Annotated in this window: 20 protein-coding genes; 11 read left to right on the top strand and 9 right to left on the bottom strand. The window is 72.0% G+C overall.

Going from position 1 to position 19,853, the window contains the following annotated elements:
- The first annotated feature begins 38 nt into the window (after positions 1 to 38).
- The 8 genes from eccB (at position 39) to ACX27O_RS03490 (ending at position 6,640) form a co-directional block, all read left to right on the top strand.
- On the top strand, positions 39 to 1,661 hold the full coding sequence (eccB, locus tag ACX27O_RS03525; RefSeq protein ID WP_030329564.1) for a type VII secretion protein EccB: 1,623 nt from the start codon (positions 39 to 41) through the stop codon (positions 1,659 to 1,661).
- Positions 1,662 to 1,707: 46 nt separating this feature from the next.
- The gene (locus ACX27O_RS03520) at positions 1,708 to 2,118 is read left to right on the top strand and encodes a hypothetical protein (protein ID WP_245233545.1); all 411 of its coding nucleotides are present in this window, start codon (positions 1,708 to 1,710) and stop codon (positions 2,116 to 2,118) included.
- Positions 2,111 to 3,406: a WXG100 family type VII secretion target gene (locus ACX27O_RS03515; protein ID WP_030329567.1), complete on the top strand. Its 1,296-nt coding sequence runs from the start codon at positions 2,111 to 2,113 to the stop codon at positions 3,404 to 3,406. The genes ACX27O_RS03520 and ACX27O_RS03515 overlap by 8 nt, the downstream gene beginning before the upstream one ends.
- 205 nt (positions 3,407 to 3,611) lie before the next feature.
- Entirely contained in the window at positions 3,612 to 3,986 is a 375-nt protein-coding gene (locus ACX27O_RS03510) for a hypothetical protein (RefSeq protein ID WP_358124342.1), read from the top strand.
- A gap of 154 nt (positions 3,987 to 4,140) precedes the next feature.
- On the top strand, positions 4,141 to 4,959 hold the full coding sequence (locus tag ACX27O_RS03505; protein ID WP_357639724.1) for a hypothetical protein: 819 nt from the start codon (positions 4,141 to 4,143) through the stop codon (positions 4,957 to 4,959).
- Between the two features lie 33 nt (positions 4,960 to 4,992).
- Positions 4,993 to 5,334, top strand: a complete 342-nt coding sequence (locus ACX27O_RS03500; protein WP_030329572.1) for a YkvA family protein — start codon at positions 4,993 to 4,995, stop codon at positions 5,332 to 5,334.
- Between the two features lie 30 nt (positions 5,335 to 5,364).
- Positions 5,365 to 5,772, top strand: coding sequence for a pyridoxamine 5'-phosphate oxidase family protein (locus ACX27O_RS03495; RefSeq protein ID WP_030329574.1), 408 nt, complete (start codon positions 5,365 to 5,367; stop codon positions 5,770 to 5,772).
- A 223-nt stretch (positions 5,773 to 5,995) separates the two neighbouring features.
- Entirely contained in the window at positions 5,996 to 6,640 is a 645-nt protein-coding gene (locus ACX27O_RS03490) for a C39 family peptidase (RefSeq protein WP_458938923.1), read from the top strand.
- 10 nt (positions 6,641 to 6,650) lie between these two features.
- Here the strand turns inward: ACX27O_RS03490 and ACX27O_RS03485 are convergent, their stop codons facing one another.
- The gene (locus ACX27O_RS03485) at positions 6,651 to 7,967 is read right to left on the bottom strand and encodes an FUSC family protein (RefSeq protein ID WP_030329578.1); all 1,317 of its coding nucleotides are present in this window, start codon (positions 7,965 to 7,967) and stop codon (positions 6,651 to 6,653) included.
- A gap of 172 nt (positions 7,968 to 8,139) precedes the next feature.
- On the opposite strand from ACX27O_RS03485, the gene ACX27O_RS03480 reads away from it, so the two are divergent.
- A complete protein-coding gene (locus ACX27O_RS03480) occupies positions 8,140 to 8,745 on the top strand; it encodes a hemerythrin domain-containing protein (protein ID WP_030329580.1) in 606 nt (201 codons plus the stop codon).
- A gap of 61 nt (positions 8,746 to 8,806) precedes the next feature.
- Here the strand turns inward: ACX27O_RS03480 and ACX27O_RS03475 are convergent, their stop codons facing one another.
- Positions 8,807 to 8,977, bottom strand: coding sequence for an antitoxin (locus ACX27O_RS03475; protein WP_247675748.1), 171 nt, complete (start codon positions 8,975 to 8,977; stop codon positions 8,807 to 8,809).
- 213 nt (positions 8,978 to 9,190) lie between these two features.
- Here ACX27O_RS03475 and ACX27O_RS03470 point away from each other — a divergent pair, with 213 nt between their 5' ends.
- Complete coding sequence (locus ACX27O_RS03470) at positions 9,191 to 10,291, top strand: AI-2E family transporter (RefSeq protein WP_358124330.1); 1,101 nt, start codon at positions 9,191 to 9,193, stop codon at positions 10,289 to 10,291.
- On the opposite strand, the gene ACX27O_RS03465 is transcribed toward ACX27O_RS03470, so the two are convergent.
- The gene (locus tag ACX27O_RS03465) at positions 10,292 to 10,945 is read right to left on the bottom strand and encodes a dienelactone hydrolase family protein (protein ID WP_210864957.1); all 654 of its coding nucleotides are present in this window, start codon (positions 10,943 to 10,945) and stop codon (positions 10,292 to 10,294) included.
- A gap of 191 nt (positions 10,946 to 11,136) precedes the next feature.
- Here ACX27O_RS03465 and ACX27O_RS03460 point away from each other — a divergent pair, with 191 nt between their 5' ends.
- A complete protein-coding gene (locus ACX27O_RS03460) occupies positions 11,137 to 11,331 on the top strand; it encodes a hypothetical protein (RefSeq protein WP_030329585.1) in 195 nt (64 codons plus the stop codon).
- Positions 11,332 to 11,374: 43 nt separating this feature from the next.
- Here ACX27O_RS03460 and ACX27O_RS03455 read toward each other — a convergent pair whose 3' ends face one another.
- From ACX27O_RS03455 to ACX27O_RS03430, 6 genes are all read right to left on the bottom strand, one after another.
- On the bottom strand, positions 11,375 to 13,747 hold the full coding sequence (locus ACX27O_RS03455; RefSeq protein ID WP_030329587.1) for a glycoside hydrolase family 65 protein: 2,373 nt from the start codon (positions 13,745 to 13,747) through the stop codon (positions 11,375 to 11,377).
- Positions 13,744 to 14,532, bottom strand: coding sequence for an HAD family hydrolase (locus ACX27O_RS03450; RefSeq protein WP_210859003.1), 789 nt, complete (start codon positions 14,530 to 14,532; stop codon positions 13,744 to 13,746). Before ACX27O_RS03450 ends, ACX27O_RS03455 begins: the two co-directional genes overlap by 4 nt.
- Positions 14,533 to 14,591: 59 nt before the next feature.
- Complete coding sequence (locus tag ACX27O_RS03445) at positions 14,592 to 15,056, bottom strand: DUF4442 domain-containing protein (protein WP_030329591.1); 465 nt, start codon at positions 15,054 to 15,056, stop codon at positions 14,592 to 14,594.
- 63 nt (positions 15,057 to 15,119) lie between these two features.
- The gene (locus tag ACX27O_RS03440) at positions 15,120 to 16,115 is read right to left on the bottom strand and encodes a hypothetical protein (RefSeq protein ID WP_210864958.1); all 996 of its coding nucleotides are present in this window, start codon (positions 16,113 to 16,115) and stop codon (positions 15,120 to 15,122) included.
- Positions 16,116 to 16,207: 92 nt separating this feature from the next.
- A complete protein-coding gene (locus ACX27O_RS03435; protein ID WP_030329594.1) occupies positions 16,208 to 17,506 on the bottom strand; it encodes an ABC transporter ATP-binding protein in 1,299 nt (432 codons plus the stop codon).
- Between the two features lie 104 nt (positions 17,507 to 17,610).
- Complete coding sequence (locus ACX27O_RS03430) at positions 17,611 to 19,839, bottom strand: bifunctional glycosyltransferase/CDP-glycerol:glycerophosphate glycerophosphotransferase (protein ID WP_458938922.1); 2,229 nt, start codon at positions 19,837 to 19,839, stop codon at positions 17,611 to 17,613.
- Between the last annotated feature and the right edge of the window lie 14 nt (positions 19,840 to 19,853).

Below are 19,853 nucleotides of genomic sequence, written 5' to 3'. Positions count from 1 at the left end.
CCCTGATCGTCGTGGAAACACCCCGCCGGAGGTAAGTCATGCGGACCCGCCGCGATCAGGTGCAGGCGTACCGCTTCGTCACCCGCCGCATCGTCTCCGCCTTGCTGTCGGGCGACCCGGAGACCACCAACCTGCCGATGCGACGGCTCGGCATGGCCGTCTTCGGCAGTGTCCTCGCCGCGGCCATCGTGCTCGGCGGGGTGGGCGCGTACGGCCAGTTGACCGGCGGCGCGGCGCCGCTGGACGACAAGACCCTGGTCATCGAACGGGAGACCGGCGCGACGTACGTGTTCATCGAGGGGAAGCTGCACCCGACGCTGAACTACACGTCGGCGCGCCTCATCGTGAACGACGCGGCCGCCGAGGTGCGGACGATGTCCCAGGCGTCGCTGCGGGACCGGCCCCGGGGCGTCACCGTCGGCATCGTCGGCGCACCGGACGCCCTGCCCGACCGCAAGTCGCTGACCGGGCTGCCGTGGTCGGTCTGTGACGTGCCCGACCCGGTCGACCGGCAGCGCTCCAGCACCCGGCTGGTGATCGACCGGGCGCTGCCCGGCGGCACGCCGCTGGGCGACCGGGGGGTGCTGGTCTCGGTGGACGACCAGCGCTACCTCATCACCAACAACAGGCGGCTCCAGCTGCTCGACCCGGCCCGCACGATGACGGCGCTGCGGATGGCCGGCACCGAGCGACTCCAGATCGGGCAGCAACTGCTCAACGCCGTGCCGGCCGGGCCACCGCTGCGCAGGATGTCGCTGGCCGGTGAGGGCGGGCCCAGCAACCGCACGGTGGCCGGAAAGTCGTACAACGTCGGTTCGGTGTTCAAGGCTGCCGGGCGACACTACGTGCTGACCCGGGACGCGCTCGTGCCGATCAGCGAGATCACCGCGTTGCTCCAGACCAGCGGCAGCGGTCGGATCACCGACATCACGCCGAACGACGCCAGCGAGGCGTTCGAGGAGCAGCGGATCGAGGAGGAGGGGTTGCCGCCGACGGTGCCCGCCCTCTACCCGGCCCAGCCCGGTCAGACGACGGTGTGCGCGACGTACCGCAAGGGCAGCGCGGGTGGTCCGCCGACCACCACCCTGGAGGTGTTCGACCGGGTGCCGGATGAGCTGACCGACAGTGATCCGGGGCTGGTGCCGGTGCGGCAGACCAGGCGCGACGCCGTACGCACCGCCGAGGCGGTGCTGCTGCCCGGCGGCAAGGGTGTCATCGCGCAGGCCTCACCGGGTGCCGGGACCAGCGGGTCCGGTGCCGCCGGTGCGACCATCTACCTGATCAGCCCGCAGGGCATCCGGTATCCGCTCGGCTCGGCGGAGACGCTGGAGGTGCTCGGCTACGGCGGGGTCACCCCGCTGGCGGTGCCCGGTTCCCTGCTCGCGCTGATCCCGACCGGGCCCACCCTGAAGCGCGAGGACGCGTTCGCCGTCTTCGCTCCCGACGGGCCGGCGCCGGCCGCGCCACCGTCGGCCGCACCGAAGTCGGCCTCGCCATCGGCGGCACCGCCCTCGGGCTCGCCGTCGGCCACGCCATCGTCCCGGTCGCCGTCCGCCGGTCCACCGTCGGGCTCGACACCGTCGGCTCCGGCGAGCGGCGCACCGGCGAGCGGCGGGGCCGGCGGCGGGGGGTCGGCGGAATCGACCGACGCCGACGGCTGAGCAGCTTGGACGGGTCGCCCGGAGTCGCACGGGTGGACTAACCTTGATGTCGCTGACGGTTGTCAACCAGAACGACGGGGATGTTGCCATGGCCGGGCGTACGGAAGTCGACCTGTTGTCCCTTGAGGACTTCCACGATCACCTGGCGTCTCGGTTGAGCCAGGCCGAGTCGGTGCTGCGCAAGCTCAACACCGAGATGCAGTGCCGCCCTCCGGCGCTGGGCTCGTTCTTCGACGCCACCGACAAGGCGCGTCGCTACAGCGAGGTCCACCAGTCCTACGTGGAGCAGGCCGAGCGCATCCGACAGGCGGTGCTGGCGGCTCAGCAGGCGACGAGCACGATCCTGAGCAACTACCGCACCGCCGAGGCGCGTAACGCGGCCAACGCCGACGACGTCACCGCCGCGCTGAACCCGGTCGACCGGGCGTTCCAGCCGAAGGAGGACGGGCGTGTCTGAGTACACCCAGCGCTACCAGGGCAGCAGCCACCAGCAGCTGTACGACGGCCTGATGGCGGGCAAGCCGGAGCAGGTCGAGGGCGTGGCCGCCCAGTGGGCCGAGCTCAAGGGCATCCTCGACGGCCTCGGCCGGGAGCTGAGCGGCGACCTCGACAAGCTCGCCAACACCTGGACGGGTTCGGCGGGTCGGGAGTTCCACCGGCGCCTCAGCCTGATCGTCGCCCACACCGATGCGTTGGGCGAGGGGATGGCCGGCGTCAAGCAGGGGTTGACCATGATGGCCGACCACCTGCGGGCCGCTCACAAGCAGGCCGAGAGCCCGGAGGAGACCGACGACAACGACAAGGCGATCGGCGGTGCGATCAAGGGTGGCGCGGTCTTCGGTCTTACCGGTCTGATCGTCGGGGGCATCGCCGGCCACCAGCAGGACAAGGCCGAGCAGGAGAAGGCCCACCAGCGGATGGTGAACCTGGTGGCCGATCTGGCCAGCAGTTACGACATCTCCACCTACGACCGGGTGGTCGAGCCGCCTCCGCCGGACCCGGACACGCCGACCACCGCCCGCAAGGATCCGACGACGCCGCAGAGCGTCTCGGCCATCGCCAGGGTGACGAGTGGCCCCAACACCGGCACTCACACCGCGCGCACGGGTGACGCGACCATCTCGACGCCGGACCGCGCCGCCGAACTGCCGGGCCACGGTTCCGGCACTGACGAGGTCGGCGCGGGCACCGGTGGCAGCCCGGCTGTGGGCACCGGCCCGGTCGGCACCGGCAGCGTCATCCCCAGCGGCGGCACCTCCCTCGCCGGGGCGGACCCGGTGGTCGGCGGCGCGCTGTTGGGCGGGGGTGTCGCCGGGTTGGCGGGTCTGTCCACGCCGGCGGGCGCGCCCGCCGCGACGAGCACCGGCCCCGGCCTGCTGTACGGAGCGTCGGGCGGGGCACCGGCGGGCGGAGTGCTGCGCAGCGGCGCGCTCGCCGGCTCGGGCAACGCGCCCCCCGCGTCGGCTCGGCCGGCCGGTGGTGCCGCGTCCCCGGCGGAGAGTCGCGCCGCCAACGGCGTCGGGCGCAGCATTGACGGTCAGCGCGGCGGGGCCGGCGGCCGGGCGGCTGTGGCCGGCGGCAACGCCCGACCGGGGTCCGGCGGCGGCCGTCCCGGTGTGCTCGGTGGGCACGGTCGGGGGCAGGACGACGACTCCGACGAGCGGCTGACCTGGTTGACCGAGGACGAGATGGTGTGGCAGGGCGACGAGAAGCCCGCTCCCCCGGTGCTCGGCACCGGCAACTGACCACGGTCCGCCACCGGCGGGCCCGCACCACCGGCGACGCCACCCGGACCACGCGCGGTGCCCCCGATCGGACCTGATCCGGTCGGGGGCACCGCCGTTTCCGGCTCCGGTCGGCGGCGTCCACAGTGCCCATGGTGGTGGCTGTCACGCCAGCGTTGCCCGTCGCCGTGCTGCGGTTCGCCAGCGCTGGCGATAGGTTGGTCGGGTGTCGTCCGCAGCTGCTGTCCGCCCGGTTCGGTGGGCTGTGCTGCGGTCACTGCGGGAACTGACCCGCCTGGCGGTCACCGCGCTGGTGCTCGCGGTCGGCCTTGGTGCCGCTCTCTCCGCGTCCCCACCACCCGCCCCCACGCAGCTGCGGCCCAGTGCCGTGAGCAGTCGGGTGACGAGTGTCCGCCCCGACGCCAGCCCGGCCGTCGAACGGGCCGGCCGGCCCGCTGTCGCCCCGCCGGCTGGCACGCGCGACACCGCCACTGCCGACACCGCCGCCGCGACCGGTCCGGTCGCGGCGCTCCTGGCGTACGTTCCGGCCATCGATCCCGGCCGTGACACTCCCGCGCGACGCGGCCCGCCCGCCCGCTGAGCCAGGCCCGGCGACCCCCGGGGCCCGATCCCGGCTGATCCCGTACGGCACCTGAGTTGGCCGTCGACGGGACGACCCCGCCACCGGGCCGACCGGTGCTGCCGCGCCCTCCTGCCGCCCGTCGATACCCGCCTTCGACCGCGAGGTGCTGATCATGCAAACCGTCCTCTCCGCCGTCCTGCCGGACCTCTCCCGGGCCGCCGTCATCTGGCTGAGCCTGCTCGGGGTGGTCGCTGTCGCCGTCTCCGCGCTGCTGCTGCGGCCGGGCCGGTTCCGCTTCGATCCGGGCGCCCGGATCCGCCGCGCCGCCATGCCGAGCCAACTGGAACAGGCGCAGGAGGAGCGGGAGCAGAGCCGCTACGCGCAGGAGGTCGCGGTGGCCGCGGAACGGGCGAGCACCACGGTGCGGCGTCGCCGGGCGGAGTGGGTGGCCGCGCAGGAGGAGGTCGAGGCGGCCTGGTCGGCGTACGAGGCGGCCGAGGCTGGCGTGCGGCGGCTCGACGCGGCGGCCGCGATGCCGCTGCCGCACACCGCACGGACTCCCGCCGAGTACGCCGACCGCGAACGCTACCTGCACCGGGCGGCCCTGGACGCGTACTGGCGGCGGGAGCTGTCGGTGGAGCAGCTCAGCGACGTCTTCGCGCATCGCGACGGCTGGGACCCGCGACTGCACCCGGTCGAGCAGGAGCTGGTGCTCCAGCGGGCGATCCGGGACAACCTGGCGGCCAGGCACGCCGCGGCCCGCGAGCGGGAGCAGGCCGCGTGGCGGGCGGCGGAGTTGGCGGTGGCCGCGGCTCGGAGTCTGCGCGAGGAGGCGCACGCGGCGACCGGACGGCGGGTCGCCGAGTCGGCGTCGGTGTTGCCGCTGAGCGAGGTTGCCCGACCGTTGGGCGCGCAGGCCCGGGAGAACGTGGAGCAGACCCGGGAGAACAAGGTGACCGCCCGCGGCCGCGCGACGGTGCCCGCGTTCTGAGCCCGGCGGGTTCATCTGGGTTAGCGTGACGGCATGTCCCGACAGGCGTGGGTCCTCGTGGTGGTCGCCGGCATCCTGGCGCTGGCCACACTGGTCGGTGCCGTGGTGCTGGCGGTGCGGGTGGTGCGTACCCGGCGGATGCTGACCGGGCTCGGCGCGGGCGGCAAGGTCGCCTTCTACGGGGCGCTGATCTACACGATCTTCCCGGTCGACGTGCTGCCGGACCCGATCTACCTGGATGACATGGGGGTGCTGGCCGCCGCGTTGATCTATCTGACCCGGCTGGTGCACCAGCGGCGGGCGGCTGGTCGCCAGCTGCCCGGTCAGCCGGACGCCCCACCGAACCCGGAGCGGGCCCGGCGCCGCGTGCGATGATCCAGGTCGGTTCGGGGACGGGGGACGGGCATGGCGGGCGATCATCGGTTGGACCTGCACGATGAGCGTGTTGCCGCCTTTTGCGCGGAACGGCACCTCGCGACGCTGACCACAGTGCGTGCGGACGGCACCCCGCACGTCGTACCGGTCGGGGTGACCCTCGACCCGGCGGCCGGGCTGGCCCGGGTGATCACCTCCGGCACCTCCCGCAAGGCCCGCCAGGTGGCGGCGGCCGGCCCGGAGGGCGCGGCGGTGGCCGTGTGCCACGTGGATGGCCGCCGCTGGTTGACCGTCGAGGGTCGCGCCGTGCTGCGGTCGGATCCGGCCGCCGTGGCGGAGGCGGAGCGGCGGTACGCCGAGCGGTACCGGACACCGCGCCCGAATCCGGAGCGGGTGGTCATCGAGATCACCGTGACCAGGCTGTTGGGCAGTCTCTGAGCGGAGCGTTCGTCCCCGATGACCGGTTCGGGCCGGCCGGGAGGTTGTGCCATCCCCGGTGCCCGCAGCCGGCGGAATTCTCGGTGAAGCAGAGCGGTTACGCAGTCGGTACGCCCTGGGCCGAGACCACCGATGGTCGGCCCCTGTGTTGCGCCGAGCGCCATTCCCGGTGCTGCCGCCGTCCGCCTGCCGGAGGCGCCAACCCCCGAACGGAGACTCGACAATGAACCCGATCGTCCAGAAGAGCGGCCTGTCCGTCGCCGGCCTGCTTGCCGCCGGTGGCTGCGCCCTCGGCCCGGCGGTGGCCGCGCAGGCCGCCCCGGCGCCGGCCGCCCCGGCGTCGTCGAGCCAGAACGACAGGCACGCCGAGCGGATCCTCGGCGTCGACTACCAGGCCCAGCCGAACTTCTACTACTGCGGCCCGGCCGCGACCCGGATCGCGCTGTCCGCCCAGGGCAAGGCGCTCTCCCAGGACGAGGTGGCCCGACTGCTCGGCACCACCGAGGCGGGCACCCCCTCGGCCCTGGACACCACCCGGGTGCTGAACGAACTGACCGGCGGCAAGTACCGGACCACCGAGATCCGTGATTCGGTGGCCCGCCCGGACCAGGTCGAGCAGTTGCGCCGGGACGTGCTGGCCGCCGTGGACGCCGGCCGGCCGGTGGTGGCGAACATCAAGGGCACGACAGTCGACACCGACGGCAACCCGCACTCGTACGAGGGCGGCCACTACCTGACCCTGGTCGGCTACCGCGACGGCGGTGACACCATCCGGGTCGCCGACCCGGCCGACCCGGCGGTGGGCGAGTACTGGATGAGCCTGCCCAAGGTCGCCAACTGGATCGCCGAGCGCGGCTACTCCTCCTGACCGTGACGGTTCACCGGGCCGGCCTCTCCCGTGCGGGGAGGCCGGCCCGGTTCTCGTTACGGCTCCGCGCGGCGAGGTGTGCGCGCCGACGGGCCCGGGCGGCCCGCGTCGGTCGGGTCCGGTGCAGCTCTCGCCGAACCGGCGGGTGGATCTCCGCCTCGCCGGCACCGGCCGCCCGGCGCACGATCCGGTTCGCGTCCACGGGTTCGCAACCGGCGGCCCGGAGCAGATCGCTCGCGGCGGTACGCAGTCCGGTGACGAGGGATTCGCCGAACGAGTGGACCCCGCTCTCCGAGGCCCGCCCGGCCAACTCGGCGCACTGCTCGACCAACTGGCGGGTGCACCGGGGGTCGTCACCGACCCTGCACTCCGTACGCATCACCACCACCGCCTGGCCCAACCGACGCATCGCCTCCGGCAGCTCCGCCGGGATCGGCTCGTCGTACTGCAGCGCGGTGGTCGACCAGCGGGCCATGGCACGGCTGTCCAGCAACAGCCGCTCCAGGTGAGCGGCGCTGCGGGCGTACCGGTGGTACTGCTGCCGGCGGTGCCAACGGACCGGAGCGATGGTGACCACCTCCTCGGCGCCGCTGAGCGCGTCGTGCAGCCGGCCCAGGTCGTCATCGGTGCCGCGCAGCCGCTCCAGGACGCCCAGGGTCCGGGCACCGTCGCGGTCGCGCAGCGCCTGCGCCAGCTCGGCGAGTTGTTCGCAGACGATCGTGAAGATCGGCGCCGCGGCCCGGTCCAGCACCCGCATCGGGTTGACCGGCAACAACAGGGCGACCACCACCAGGCCGACCGCCCCGCCGACGAGCGCGTCGAAGATCCGGGGCAGCTCCAGGCCACGTTCCATCGGTGCCAGCGTGGCGATCAGCACCGCGGTACCACCGGCCTGACCGACCAGCGGGCCACCCTTCCCGGCCACCAGCAACGCGGCGGCGATGGCCAGCGCGACGACCACGCCGGTCTGCCACGGCCCCGAGCCGAGCAGGAATCGCAGCGTGTCGCCGATGATGATGCCCAGGGCCACGCCGGCCAACAGCTCGAAGGTGCGCCGGGCCCGCTGCCCGATGGCGGTGGCGATCGTACCGACGGCGGCGGCGGGAGCGAAGACGTGCGATCCCTGGCCGAGCAGGCTGTCGGCGAGGAGGGCGGCGATCGCCGCGGCCAACCCGGACTGGACGGAGATCACCAGGGTGATCTCCCACTGCCGGGCTCGGATCTTGCCGGCCTGCCCACCACGGTGCCGAACCCGCCGAACCGTCCGCTCGGCGGTCTCGTCGAGCCGCGACCGTCGGAGGTCGGCGGGTGGGCGGTCGTCGGCCATGGCGGCGGTTACCCCGGCAACGGCGGGGCAATCTCGGCGGCTGGGCAAGCCGTCTCCCGGCGAGCCCCAACGACACCCCCGAACACATCGTCAACCATTGGTTTGCGCAGCCCCGTGGGGGTACCAGAGCCACACACCTCCCACCGATCCGCAACCGGTAAGGGGCCGTCACATGACCAATCCACCGACCGCCGACGACCACGACGCCGTCGACATCCTGGTCTCCGACCACCGGGAGATCGAGGCAGTCCTCGTCGAGTTGGCGACCCGGCAGGGCACCCCCGAGCACCGCCGGCACCTCGTCGACGTGGTGATCGCCGAACTCGTCCGCCACTCGGTGGCCGAGGAGGCGTACGTGTATCCGATCGCCCGCAAGGTACTGCCCGACGGCAACGAGATCGCCGACCGCGAGATCGCGGAGCACGCCGACGCCGAACGAACCATGAAGGAGTTGGAGTCCACCGACGCGTCCGCCCCCCGCTTCGACGAGCTGCTCACCCAGTTGACCGCCATCGTGCGCGGTCACGTGGCGGAGGAGGAGAAGGAGCTCTTTCCGCGGCTGCGCGCGGCGACCGCCCGGGAGGAGCTGGTCGAGGCGGCGGCCAAGGTGACGGCGATCAAGGAGATCGGGCCGACCCGGCCACATCCGGGAAGCCCGGACCATCCGCCGGCGAACAAGCTGATCGCACCCGGCATCGGCCTGGTCGACCGGCTACGCGACGCGTTGAGCGGCCGGCCCACCTCGATGGACGAGCTACACCACAAGCGACAGCGCTGACCCGCGCACCGGGTGGACCGGGCGCTCCCGGGTCGCCGACGCGGCCCGGGAGCAGCGCGGGTCAGCGGACCTGGTCACCCTCACCGGTACGCGCCTGGGCCTGGTCCACGCCCTTGTCGATCTGGTCGTCGTACTTGCCGCCGGTGCGCTTGTCGGCCATCTCGCCGGCCTTCTCCGCGCCCTGGTCGACCTGCTTGTCGTGCTTGTCCGCGAAGTCCTTGGCCTTGTCCATGAAGTCACCCACGGCGTTCCTCCTCAGTCCGGTCCGTCCCCTTCGCGTTCCCTCGACCCGACAGCGCAAACGCCGCCGTCGCGGGGGCGATTGACGAACACCCACCCGCGTCACCCCGGCCGGCGTACGATCCGCGCGGGCGCCGGCCGGTCATTCGGGTGTCGCGGCACGACCGACCGGGTACCGACCTCGTCGAGATCGAGGAGGACCGACATGGCCGCAGAGGAACCCGGAGCGACAGGCGGCCCCGGGCCGCGCCAGACCTGGGCGGCGTTGCCGTGGCTGGTCCGAACCGCGGTGTTGTGGAGCGCCTGCCTGGTGGTGGTCGCCGCCGGGCTCTATCTGCTGGGCAAGATCGCCGTCCTGTTGGCGCCGCTGGCCATCGCGCTGGCCGCCACCATCTTCCTCACCGCGCTGCTCGATCCGGTCCTGCTGCTGCTGCGCCGGTTGCGGCTGCCGGCGGCGCTCGCCGCGCTCTGCACGGTCCTGCTGCTGCTCGGCATCCTGGTCGGCGTCGGCGCACTGGTGTGGAACCTGACCGCCAGCCAGTTCGACCAGCTCAGCCAGGAGTTGACGCAGGGGGTGGATCGCAGCCGCGACTTCGTGACGTCCACGCTACCGGTCAGCGAGGCACAGCTGGACCGGTTGGTGGACCAGGCCCGGCAGGGGCTCAGTGGCAGTTCTCCGGACCCGGTGGCCGGTGCCCGGACCGTCACCGAGGTGTTCGGCTCCGCGCTGCTGGCGCTGGTGCTGCTCTTCTTCCTGCTCAAGGATGGCCGGTCGATGTGGCACTGGGTGCTGTCGCGGGTGTCCGGCCCGAACCAGCCGGTGCTGGCCGAGGCCGGCCGGGCCGGTTGGCAGACGTTGGGCGCGTACAGCCGGGGCACCATGTTCATCGCCGCTGTCGACGCGCTGGGCATCGGGTTGGCTCTCGTGGTGCTCCAGGTGCCCCTCGCCCTGCCGCTGGCGTTGATCACGTTCCTCGGCGGGTTCGTGCCGATCATCGGGGCGACGGTGGCGGGCGCGGTGGCGGTGCTGGTGGCGCTGGCCGCGAACGGTCCCACCACCGCCCTGCTCACCCTCGCGGCGGTGATCGCCGTCCAGCAGATCGAGGGCAACCTGCTGGAACCACTGGTCATGAAACGGCAGGTCCGGCTGCATCCGGCGGTGATCCTGGTGGCGGTCACCGCGGGCACGCTGATCGCGGGGATCGCTGGCGCCTTCGTCAGCGTCCCGATCACCGCAGTCCTCTGGAGGGTCATCGACACCGTCCAACAGCGCCGCTCGGCCTCGGCCCTGCTACCCACGCAGTGATCATCGGCTGAGGTGCATGGTGAACCAGGCGGCGGCCTGGTCGGCGACCTGCTCAAGGGTGCCCGGCTCCTCGAAGAGATGGGTGGCGCCGGGGATCACCCGCAGCTCGCCGGCCTCCCCCAGCTCGGCCAGCGCCTGCTCGTTGAGCGCGATCACCTCTTCGTCCAGCCCGCCCACCAACAGCAACGTCGGGGTACGCACCTGGGCCAGCGCGTCCCCGGCCAGATCCGGTCGACCACCCCGGCTGACCACGGCAGCCACCCGATCGGCGCGCGACGCCGCCGCGACCAGGGCAGCGGCAGCACCCGTACTGGCCCCGAACAGGCCGATCGGCACGTCGCCGGCCGGACGCCCGGTGGCGAGCCAGTCGACGATCCCGGCCAGCCGGCTGGCCAACAGCCCGATGTCGAAGCGCAGTTCGGCGGTTCGCGTGTCCACCTCGTCCTCGACCGGGGTGAGCAGATCCACCAGCACGGTGGCGAGCCCACTGTCGTTCAGCGTCCGGGCCACCGACACGTTGCGCGGGCTGTGCCGGGAACTGCCACTGCCGTGCGCGAACAGCACCACGCCGACCGGCTGGGCGGGCAGCGTCAGGTCGGCGGGGAGCTGGGCCTCCCCGATCGGCACCATCACCGTGCTGCGCTGCTCGTCCATGCCTCACCTCCGGGTGCTCACCGGTGCTGCGCGTACCCGGCCCGGCGCGCGCCACGCACGCCGGGGCGGTGTCACCGCCGGGCCGTGGGCGCGCCGCCAGGCCGCGTTTGCCCGCTGGGGCGTCGGGTACGCGACGAGCGACCGCAGACCGTGTCGGCGCCACCGCGCCCCGACGGATCGCGAGGATCGCCATGGCCAAGCAGCAGATCTCCCGGCAGCAGCAGCTGACCGAGCAGGCCCAGCGGGAACAGGACGCCGAGCGTAACCAGGACTTCGGGGACCAGGATTTCGGCGACCAGGCCGCGTCGGCCCGGCTGCCCGACGACCCGAAGGCGGCGGCGCCCAGGGACGCGATCGGCCGTCCGTCGACCGGCGAGCCGGTCTGATCGACCAGTGCGGGGTGGGGCGGGAACACTCCCGCCCCACCCGTCACTGTTCGCGCTCGGGCAGCCGCAGCAGCGGCGAGCGGCCCGGTGGCTGCTCGGGCGCGGGGCCGGACGGATCGGCCGGCGGCACCGGCACGGTCACCGGCTCGTCGCAGGTCACCCGCAATAGCTGGTCGTGGTGGCGCAGCTCCACCACGTCGTCCGGGCCGCCGTGGCGCAGCGAGTACGTCGTCTGGTGCGGTCGGACGTCCACCCGCAACGCCAGCCCGCGCCACTGCAGCGAGAACTCCAACCGGCTGAGCCGGCTGGAGAGCCGGGGGGCGAAGGACAGCCCGCCGTCGTGGTCCCGCAGACCACCGAACCCGCTGACCAGGGCGAGCCACGCACCGGCCAGCGACGCCATGTGTACGCCGTCGCGGGTGTTCTCGTTGAGGTCGTGCAGGTCCATCAGCGCTGCCTCACGCAGGTAGGTGTGCGCGAGTTCGGGGTGGCCCACCTCGGCGGCGAGCACCGACTGGGTGCAGGCCGACAACGACGAGTCGCGTACGGTGCGGCGCTCGTAGTAGAGGAAGTTGCGCACCTTCTCCTCGGGGGTGAAGGCGTCCCCCCGCCAGTGCATGGCGAGCACCAGGTCGGCCTGCTTGACCACCTGCTTGCGGTACAGCTCGAAGTACGGGTAGTGCAGCAGCAGCGGGTACTTCTCCGCCGGGGTGTGGGTGAAGTCCCACTCCTGGAGCCGGGTGAAGCCCTCGACCTGCTGGTGCACGTCGAGTTCGTCGTCGTACGGGACGTGCATGGAGGTGGCGGCGTCCCGCCAGCTCGCGGCCTCCTCGTCGGTGACCCCGAGGTGGAACGCCTCGTCCCGGTAGCGCATCACCACGTCGGCGGCGGCGAGCAGGTTCCGCTGCGCCATCAGGTTGGTGTAGACGTTGTCGTTCTTCACAGCGGTGTACTCGTCCGGGCCGGTGACACCGTCGATGTGGAACCGCCCGTGGCGGTCGTGGTGGCCGATCGAGCGCCACAGCCGGGCGGTCTCCACCAGCAGCTCCAGCCCGATCTCCCGTTCCATCTGGGTGTCCCCGGTGACCATCACGTAGCGGCGCACCGCGTCGGCGATGTCGGCGGCGATGTGGAAGGCGGCGGTGCCGGCCGGCCAGTAACCGGATGATTCCGGGCCCTCGATGGTCCGCCAGGGGAAGGCGGCGCCCCGCAGGTTGAGCGTCTCGGCCCGTTCCCGCGCCGAATCCAGCGTGCTGTGCCGCCACTGCAACGCGCTGCGTACCGCGCTCGGCTGGGTGTACGTGAGCACCGGCAGGACGAACATCTCGGTGTCCCAGAAGGCGTGGCCGTCGTAACCGGGGCCGGTCAGCCCCTTCGCCGAGATCGGCCGCTGCTCGGCGCGCGCGCCGGCCTGCAACACGTGGAAGAGACCGAACCGGACCGCCTGCTGCACCTCCGGGTCGCCCTCGACCAGCACGTCGGAGGCGTCCCAGAACGCGTCGAGATAGTTGCGCTGCTCCCGGTGGAGCCCGTCCCACCCGTCCAGCCGGGCGCCGGCCAGTGCCGCGCCGACCTGGTCGCGCAGCGCCGGCAGGGACCGGCGACTCGACCAGCTGTACGTCAGGTACTTGATCACCCGCAGCTTCTCGCCGGGCTTGAGCACGCAGGCGATCGTGGTGCGCACCCAGTCCTGGTAGCCCTCTGACTCGATGGTGGTGTGGTCCGGGCCGTGCACCTCGTGCTCCATGGCGGCGGCGACCCGGAGACCGGAGACCTTGGTGCGGTGGATCAGCTGCCCGCCGTCGGGGGTGGTCAACTCCTCCTCGGCCAGCAGCGGCGACTCCAGCACCGCCGCGACCCGGGGGTCCTTGCTCTGCGCGGGCAGCGACTCGTTTGCCACCAACTCGGATTGCACGATCAGCCGCAGCGGGCCGTCGACGGCCTCCACCTCGTAGCTGATGGCGGCCACGGACCGCTGGGTGAACGAGACGAGGCGGGTGCTGCGCACCTTGACCTCACGGCCGGCGGGCGAGCGCCAGTGCAGTTCCCGGTGCAGCGTCCCGGCTCGCATGTCGAGGATCCGCTCGTGGGCGAGCAGCTCGCCGTAGCGCACGTCGAGCGGTTCGTCGTCGACGAGCAGCCGGATCAGTTTGCCGTTGGTGACGTTGACGATGGTCTGCCCGGACTCGGGGAAGCCGTAGCCCGCCTCGGCGTACGGCAGCGGACGCAGCTCGTAGAACGAGTTGAGGTAGGTGCCGGGCAGGCCGTGCGGCTCGCCCTCGTCGAGGTTGCCCCGCAGGCCGACGTGCCCGTTGGAGAGCGCGAAGACCGACTCCGACTGGGCCAGCACGTCCATGTCCAGCCGGGTCTCCCGGACGTGCCACGGCTCGACCGGATAGGCGCGCTCACGAATCATGCGGAGCCCCGTTCGGTGGCGGTGGGGGTGGGCGTCGGTGGGTCGGTGACGTCGAGCAGGTCGGCGAGGTCCGTCACGACGATGTCGGCGCCGTGGGCGAGCAGCTCGTCAGCCTGCCCGACCCGGTCGACGCCGATCACATAACCGAAGCCGCCGGCGCGCCCGGCGGCCACCCCGGAGAGCGCGTCCTCGAAGACGGCGGCCTGTGTCGGGTCGACGCCGAGCAGCCTGGCCCCGGCGAGGAAGGTGTCGGGGTGTGGTTTGCCGCGCAGTCCCTGGGCGCGGGCGACCAGCCCGTCGACCCGGGCCTCCAGCAGTGACTCGAATCCGGCGGCGGCGACCACCTCGGCCCCGTTCGCGCTCGCGGTGACCACGGCGCGGTGCAGCCCGGCGGCGGTCGCCGCCTTCAGGTAGCGCACCGAGCCCGGGTAGACCTCGACGCCGGCGCTGCGCAGACGGTGCAGCAGCAGGACGTTCTTGCGGTTGCCCAGGCCGTTGACGGTTTCCGCCTCAGGCGGGTCGTCCGGGTCGCCTTCGGGCAGCACGATCCCCCGGGAGGCGAGGAACGACCGGACGCCGTCGGCCCGGGGCCGGCCGTCGACGTAGCGGTTGTAGTCCGGGCCGGGATCGAATGGTTGGAACGGCGTGCCGGAGGCCGCGGCGCGCTGGCGGAGAAACTCGTCGAAGGTCTGCGTCCAGGCGGCGTTGTGTACGCGGGCGGTCTGCGTCAGCACACCGTCCAGATCGAAGAGACAGGCGGTCACGTGAGCAGGTAGGCCCAGCACGGTACGAATCTATCCACCCTGCTGGACCCGCAAACCCATTTCCGCCGCCCCGAGGCGGTTCAGTTCGGTCGCAGCGTCCAGATCACTGTCATCACCGCGGTTGGCTTTCCGCTCTCGGTGGCGATCTCCACGGCGACCGGGAATTCCGGACGCTGCCCGGCCTCCAGCTCCTCGATCACCTCGGCGGCCGGCCGGCCGAGTCGCGCGGTGGCCAGCACCGGCCCCATCGCGAGTTTCCGGTAGGCGATGTCGGCCCGGACGGCCAACGGCACGGCCCGGTCGAGCAGCTGCCCGAAGGCGGCCAGCACGACCGCGCCGGAGGCCGTCTCGCCAAGAGTGAACATGGCGCCGGCGTGTGGCCCGCCGATGTGGTTGTGGGTGGCCGGCGAGTCGGGCAGCCGGACGACCGCCCGGACGCCACCCTCCGCCTCGGGTGCCACCTCGACGAACTCAAGTCCGAGCGTACGAGCGAACGGCACCGCTTCCAGAATGCCGGCCGCCACCTGGCGGGAGTCGATAGTCATGACCCGACGTTACTCACCGGTAATCAGGCCGGCAACCAGCGGAGATCCGCCGACCGGGCACCCTCAGAGGTTGGCGATGGTGCGCAGGATCTCCGCGTAGAAGTTTCCGTCGATGCTGCGGAAGAAGGCGAAGTCCTGACCCGGGTCACCGAAGAACGGCCGCAGCGTCCAGGCCAGTTGGGTGCCGACGAAACCGAAGAGCAGGATCCAGATGTAGAGCAGGGTCATGCTCGCCGGCCGCTGCGTCGGCTCGCCGCGTCGGATCGGAGCGTTGTCCCACGGGCGCTGCGGCGGGTAGCCGGGCGGGAACGAGGCACCGGCCGGCTGCCCGGTCCACTGCGCCGGAACCTGAGCCGGAGCTGGCGCGGTGGTCACCGCGCCGTTCGACGTCGACTCGGCCACCGCCGCCCCGGCCGGCACGGCCACCGCAGTGGCACTCTGACCGGCGGGCGGAGTGCCGACCGGCGTCGCCCCGGCGGGCACCGCGGCCGGCACGGCCTGGACCGGCGCCGGGGCGGTGACCTGCTCGGTGGCCTTGGCGGTAGGAGCCTCCGGCGCGAGCAGGCCGTGGTCGTTGAGCACCTGCATGCCGCTGGTCAGGAAGCGCAACCCGACCAGCGCCGACAGGGTCAGGATCGCCACGTTGAGCAGCTTGAAGAACCCGTAGTCGTTGGCGGTGATCAGGAAGAACAGACTGATCGGCGCGAACGCCACAGCGAGCATCGAGGTGACGGTGATCGCCACCATCACCAGTGCCAACGACTGCCGCACCGAGAGCCGGGCGCCGAAGACCAGGTTGAACAGGTAGAGCGTGGGCAGGCAGATGGCCAGCGTGACCAGGAACAGCAGTGGCAGCTTCAACGCCGAGGTCAGCGCCATCAGCGGGCTGTGAAAGAAGCCCAACACCGCCCCGTAACAGGCCAACGCGATGGCGGAGCTGGTCAGCATCCGCCCGGTCAGGCCGTTGAGGTCACGCTCGGCCACGATCTGCTGCCAGATGCCCTCGCGATCGCGCAGGATGCGCTCGATCACGAGCGGGCTGGGACGGTCACCCGACACGGGGACCCCTCTCGATGCTCTTGCACTGTGGACTGGGTGGGCAGACGGTAGGGCACCGGGTGGCCGGTCCGCCACCCCGCTCCGGCGCGTCGTCAGCGCCACCCCACGTCGATCCGGTCGCCACGCTCGTCGAAGAAGTGCAACGCGTCCATCCGCACCGAGACGGCGAGCGGGTGACCGGCACTGACCGCCGGGTACGGCGCCAGCCGCACCGCCAGCTCCGCCGGCCGTCGGTGGTGACGGCCCGGATCGGGGAGCACGCTGGTCTGGACGCCACCTGTCGCGGGCTCCTGCGCCTCCACCGGCTTGCCGGTGAGCCGCTGCATCACCGAGCCGAACCGGCGCAGGCCGCGCTGGCCGACCGGCGGCGGATCGAGCGGGGTGCCCATCTCGTCCACCATGATCGCGGTCGCGCCGATGTCGAGGAACGCCAACGACTCGTGCCCGTGGTGTTCCAGGTAACGGATCCGCCCGCGCAGCACGTCACCGGGGCTGTCCGGGGCGACCGGGGTGAGCGCCTCGGCACGCATGCCGACCACGATCCGCTCACCGTGGTAGTGCGCCACCGCCCGACTGCGGATGTCGTTCCAGGGCAGGTAGAGCGACTGGTCGCCGAGGTTGAGCGTGACGTACCGGTCGAGGTGGACGTAGACCGACGCCTCCAGCAGGTTCATCCGTGGGCTGCCCAGGAACGCCGCCACGTACAGTGTCGCCGGCCGGCCGTACACCTGGGTCGGGGTGCCCACGTCCTGGAGCACGCCGCGGCGCATGATGGCCACCCGGTCGGCCATGGTGAGCGCCTCGGCCTGGTCGTGCGTGACGTAGACGGTGGTGACGCCCAGCTCACGGGTCAGGCCCGAGATCTCCGCGCGCAGCTCGGCACGAAGACCACTGTCCAGGTTCGACAGCGGCTCGTCCATCAGGAACAGGCCGGGCCGGCGGACGATCGCCCGACCCATCGCCACCCGCTGCCGTTGCCCGCCGGAGAGCTGACCCGGCTTGCGGGCCAGCACGTCACCGATGCCCAGCGCGCTCGCCACGTCGCTGACCCGCTCACCCCTCGGCTCGGGCTCGATCCCGGCCAGCCGCAGCGGGAACGCGATGTTGTCGCCAACTGTCATGTGGGGGTAGAGGGCGAAGTCCTGGAAGACCATGGCGATCTTGCGGTCCCGTGGGGGGAGGTCGTTGGCCAACTCGCCGTCGAGCATCACCGCACCGGTGGTGGGTTCCTCCAACCCGGCGATCATTCGCAGCACCGTCGACTTGCCGCACCCGGATGGCCCGAGCAGCACCATGAACTCACCGTCGTTGACATCGAGATTGATGCTGTCGACGGCAACAGTGCCATCCCGGAAAACCTTGGTCACATCCTTGAGCGTGACGGTGCTCACCGTCTTCCCCCCCAGCGCGTCGGCCGAACCCTCCAAGACTGTGACCAGGATCATGGCGTTAGCACATCGGGTAAACGTCTTATGTTCGATCGATGTCGCTGCTATTACACGACAGACGGCCGATCAGCAGTGCGTGGACCTCTCGCCGGGCTCCCGAGGAACACCTGGCGCACCACCCGCTCCGCCGCCCGCCCGTCGTCCATTGTGCAGAACCGGGCCCGGAACTGCTCACGCGCCTTCGCTGCCGAGTCCGAGCGCACCGCATCGGTGCGGAACACATCGAGAAGGTCGGCGAAAGTGGCGGCCACCGCGCCCGGCGGCTCGGCGGTGACGTCGAAGTAGACACCCCGGGCCAGCCGGTACGCCTCCCAGTCCGGGGTGTAGAGCACGATCGGCCGGTCCAGCACCGCGTAGTCGAACATGGCCGACGAGTAGTCGGTGACCAGCACGTCCGCCACCAGGTAGAGATCCTCCACCCGCTGGTGGCCGCTGACGTCCCGCACCCGCTCCCAGTCCTTCGGCCGACCCGGACGTCGATCCCGGTCGTGGAAGTAGTGGCTGCGCATCAGCAACCGGCCCGAGTCCCCCAACGCCTGCACGAAGCGGTCCGGGTCGAACGGTGGCCGGTAGCCGGGCAGGTGCTCGCGGTGCGTCGGGGCGTACAGGACGACCTGCTCGTCGGGGTCGAGACCGAACTCTTCGCGGAGTCGGCGCACCTCGTCCGGACCGGCCGTGACCAGGCGGTCGTTGCGGGGGTACCCCACCTCCAGGGTCGTGTACGTGGCCGGATACGCCCGGTCCCACATCTGGGTGGAGAAGCTGTTGGCGCTGATGCTGTAGTCCCAGCGGTCCACCCGGCGCAGCAGCCCGGCGAAGTCCATCCGGCCCGCGCCGATCGGGTAGCGCTGCTGATCCAACCCCATCACCTTGACCGGCGTGCCGTGGTGGGTCTGCACGTGCACCTGTTCCGGTCGCTTGCGGACGAAGTCCGGGAAGTTGACGTTGTTGACCAGCCACCGGGCGCGGGCGAGCACCCGGTAGTACGCCGGCGTGCCGGCCACCACGTACTCCACCCCGGCCGGCACGGCGTCCACCCGGTCCCGGCGCACGATCCACACCCCGCGCACCCCCGGCGCCAACCGGCGGGCGACCTCGTAGATGGCCGCCGGGTTACAGGAGTAACCCCGGTACCAGTACGCGGCGTACACCGCGAGCGTCGGGTCGATGGGACGTCGCAACTCAGCCCGGTAGTACTCGCGCAGCAGCCCGTCGCGGGTCAGCCGGGCACCGCGCCGGGCAACCGGGCCGACAGTGCGCCGAGCGGTGCGGGCCCGCCGGCGGGCGGCGTCCCGGGCCCGGCTGGCCGCCCGCAACGCGCTGAAGGTACGCCACCGGCCGGTGGCGACGAGCTTGTGTTTGATCCCCTCGACCCCGTCGGGCACCGGATAGCCGCCGGGCGGCAGCCAACGCTCGTAGTCGGCGGTGATCTGCGCGAAGAAGGCCTCCCGCAGCTCCGGCGCGATCCGCTGACCGTTGCCGAGCACCGTCAGGTAGTGCCAGATCATCCGTTCGAAGACCGCCGGCCGCAGCGCCTCCGTCGCCGACCCCCACGAATCCATCAGATGGAAGACCCGGTGCCACTGCGGGAAGACCTCGAAGTGCCGGTCACCCCGGGTCCGGGTGATCGCGCCCGCGCGGCGTTGGCGGTAGTTGACACAGACCCGGTCCAGTACGCCGATCCGCCGCGCCGCCATCAGCACCGGGTAGCTGAACGAGACGTCCTCGTACCAGCCGGGCGCGAAGCGCAGCCCCAGGTCGACCAGGAACTCCCGACGGACCAGCCGGTTCCACGCGGTGTGCAGCAGGTGCATCGCCTGCGGCCGGTCCCGCAACCGGAAGGTGCCCGAGCCCGGTGACTCCGGAAACACCTCCGCCATCGCGCTGCGGGTGGCGGTGTTGTTCCAGTGGGTGCGGACGTGATCGACGAGCAGGACGTCCGGGCGGGTGACCCGCAACCGTTCGGCGACGTCGGTCAGACACTCCGGCGCCAGCCAGTCGTCGCCGTCGAGGAACCACACGTACTCGCCGACGGCCCGGTCCAGCCCGATGTTCCGGGCCGGACCGAGGCCGACGTTCTCCGGCAACCGGACCGAGCGGACCCGCTGGTCGCGGGCCGCGTACTCGTCGATGATGTCGCCGCTGGCGTCCGGCGAACAGTCGTCGACGGCGATCACCTCGATGTCGGTCTCCGGCTGACCGAGGATGGAGTCCAGGCATTCCCGCAGGTATCCCTGCACCCGGAAGGCCGGCACCACGAAGCTGATCAGGGTCATCCGGCCGTCCCTCC

The sequence above is a fragment of the Micromonospora sp. SD19 genome (assembly GCF_054462275.1).
This window is presented reverse-complemented; position numbering and strand designations above follow the sequence as displayed.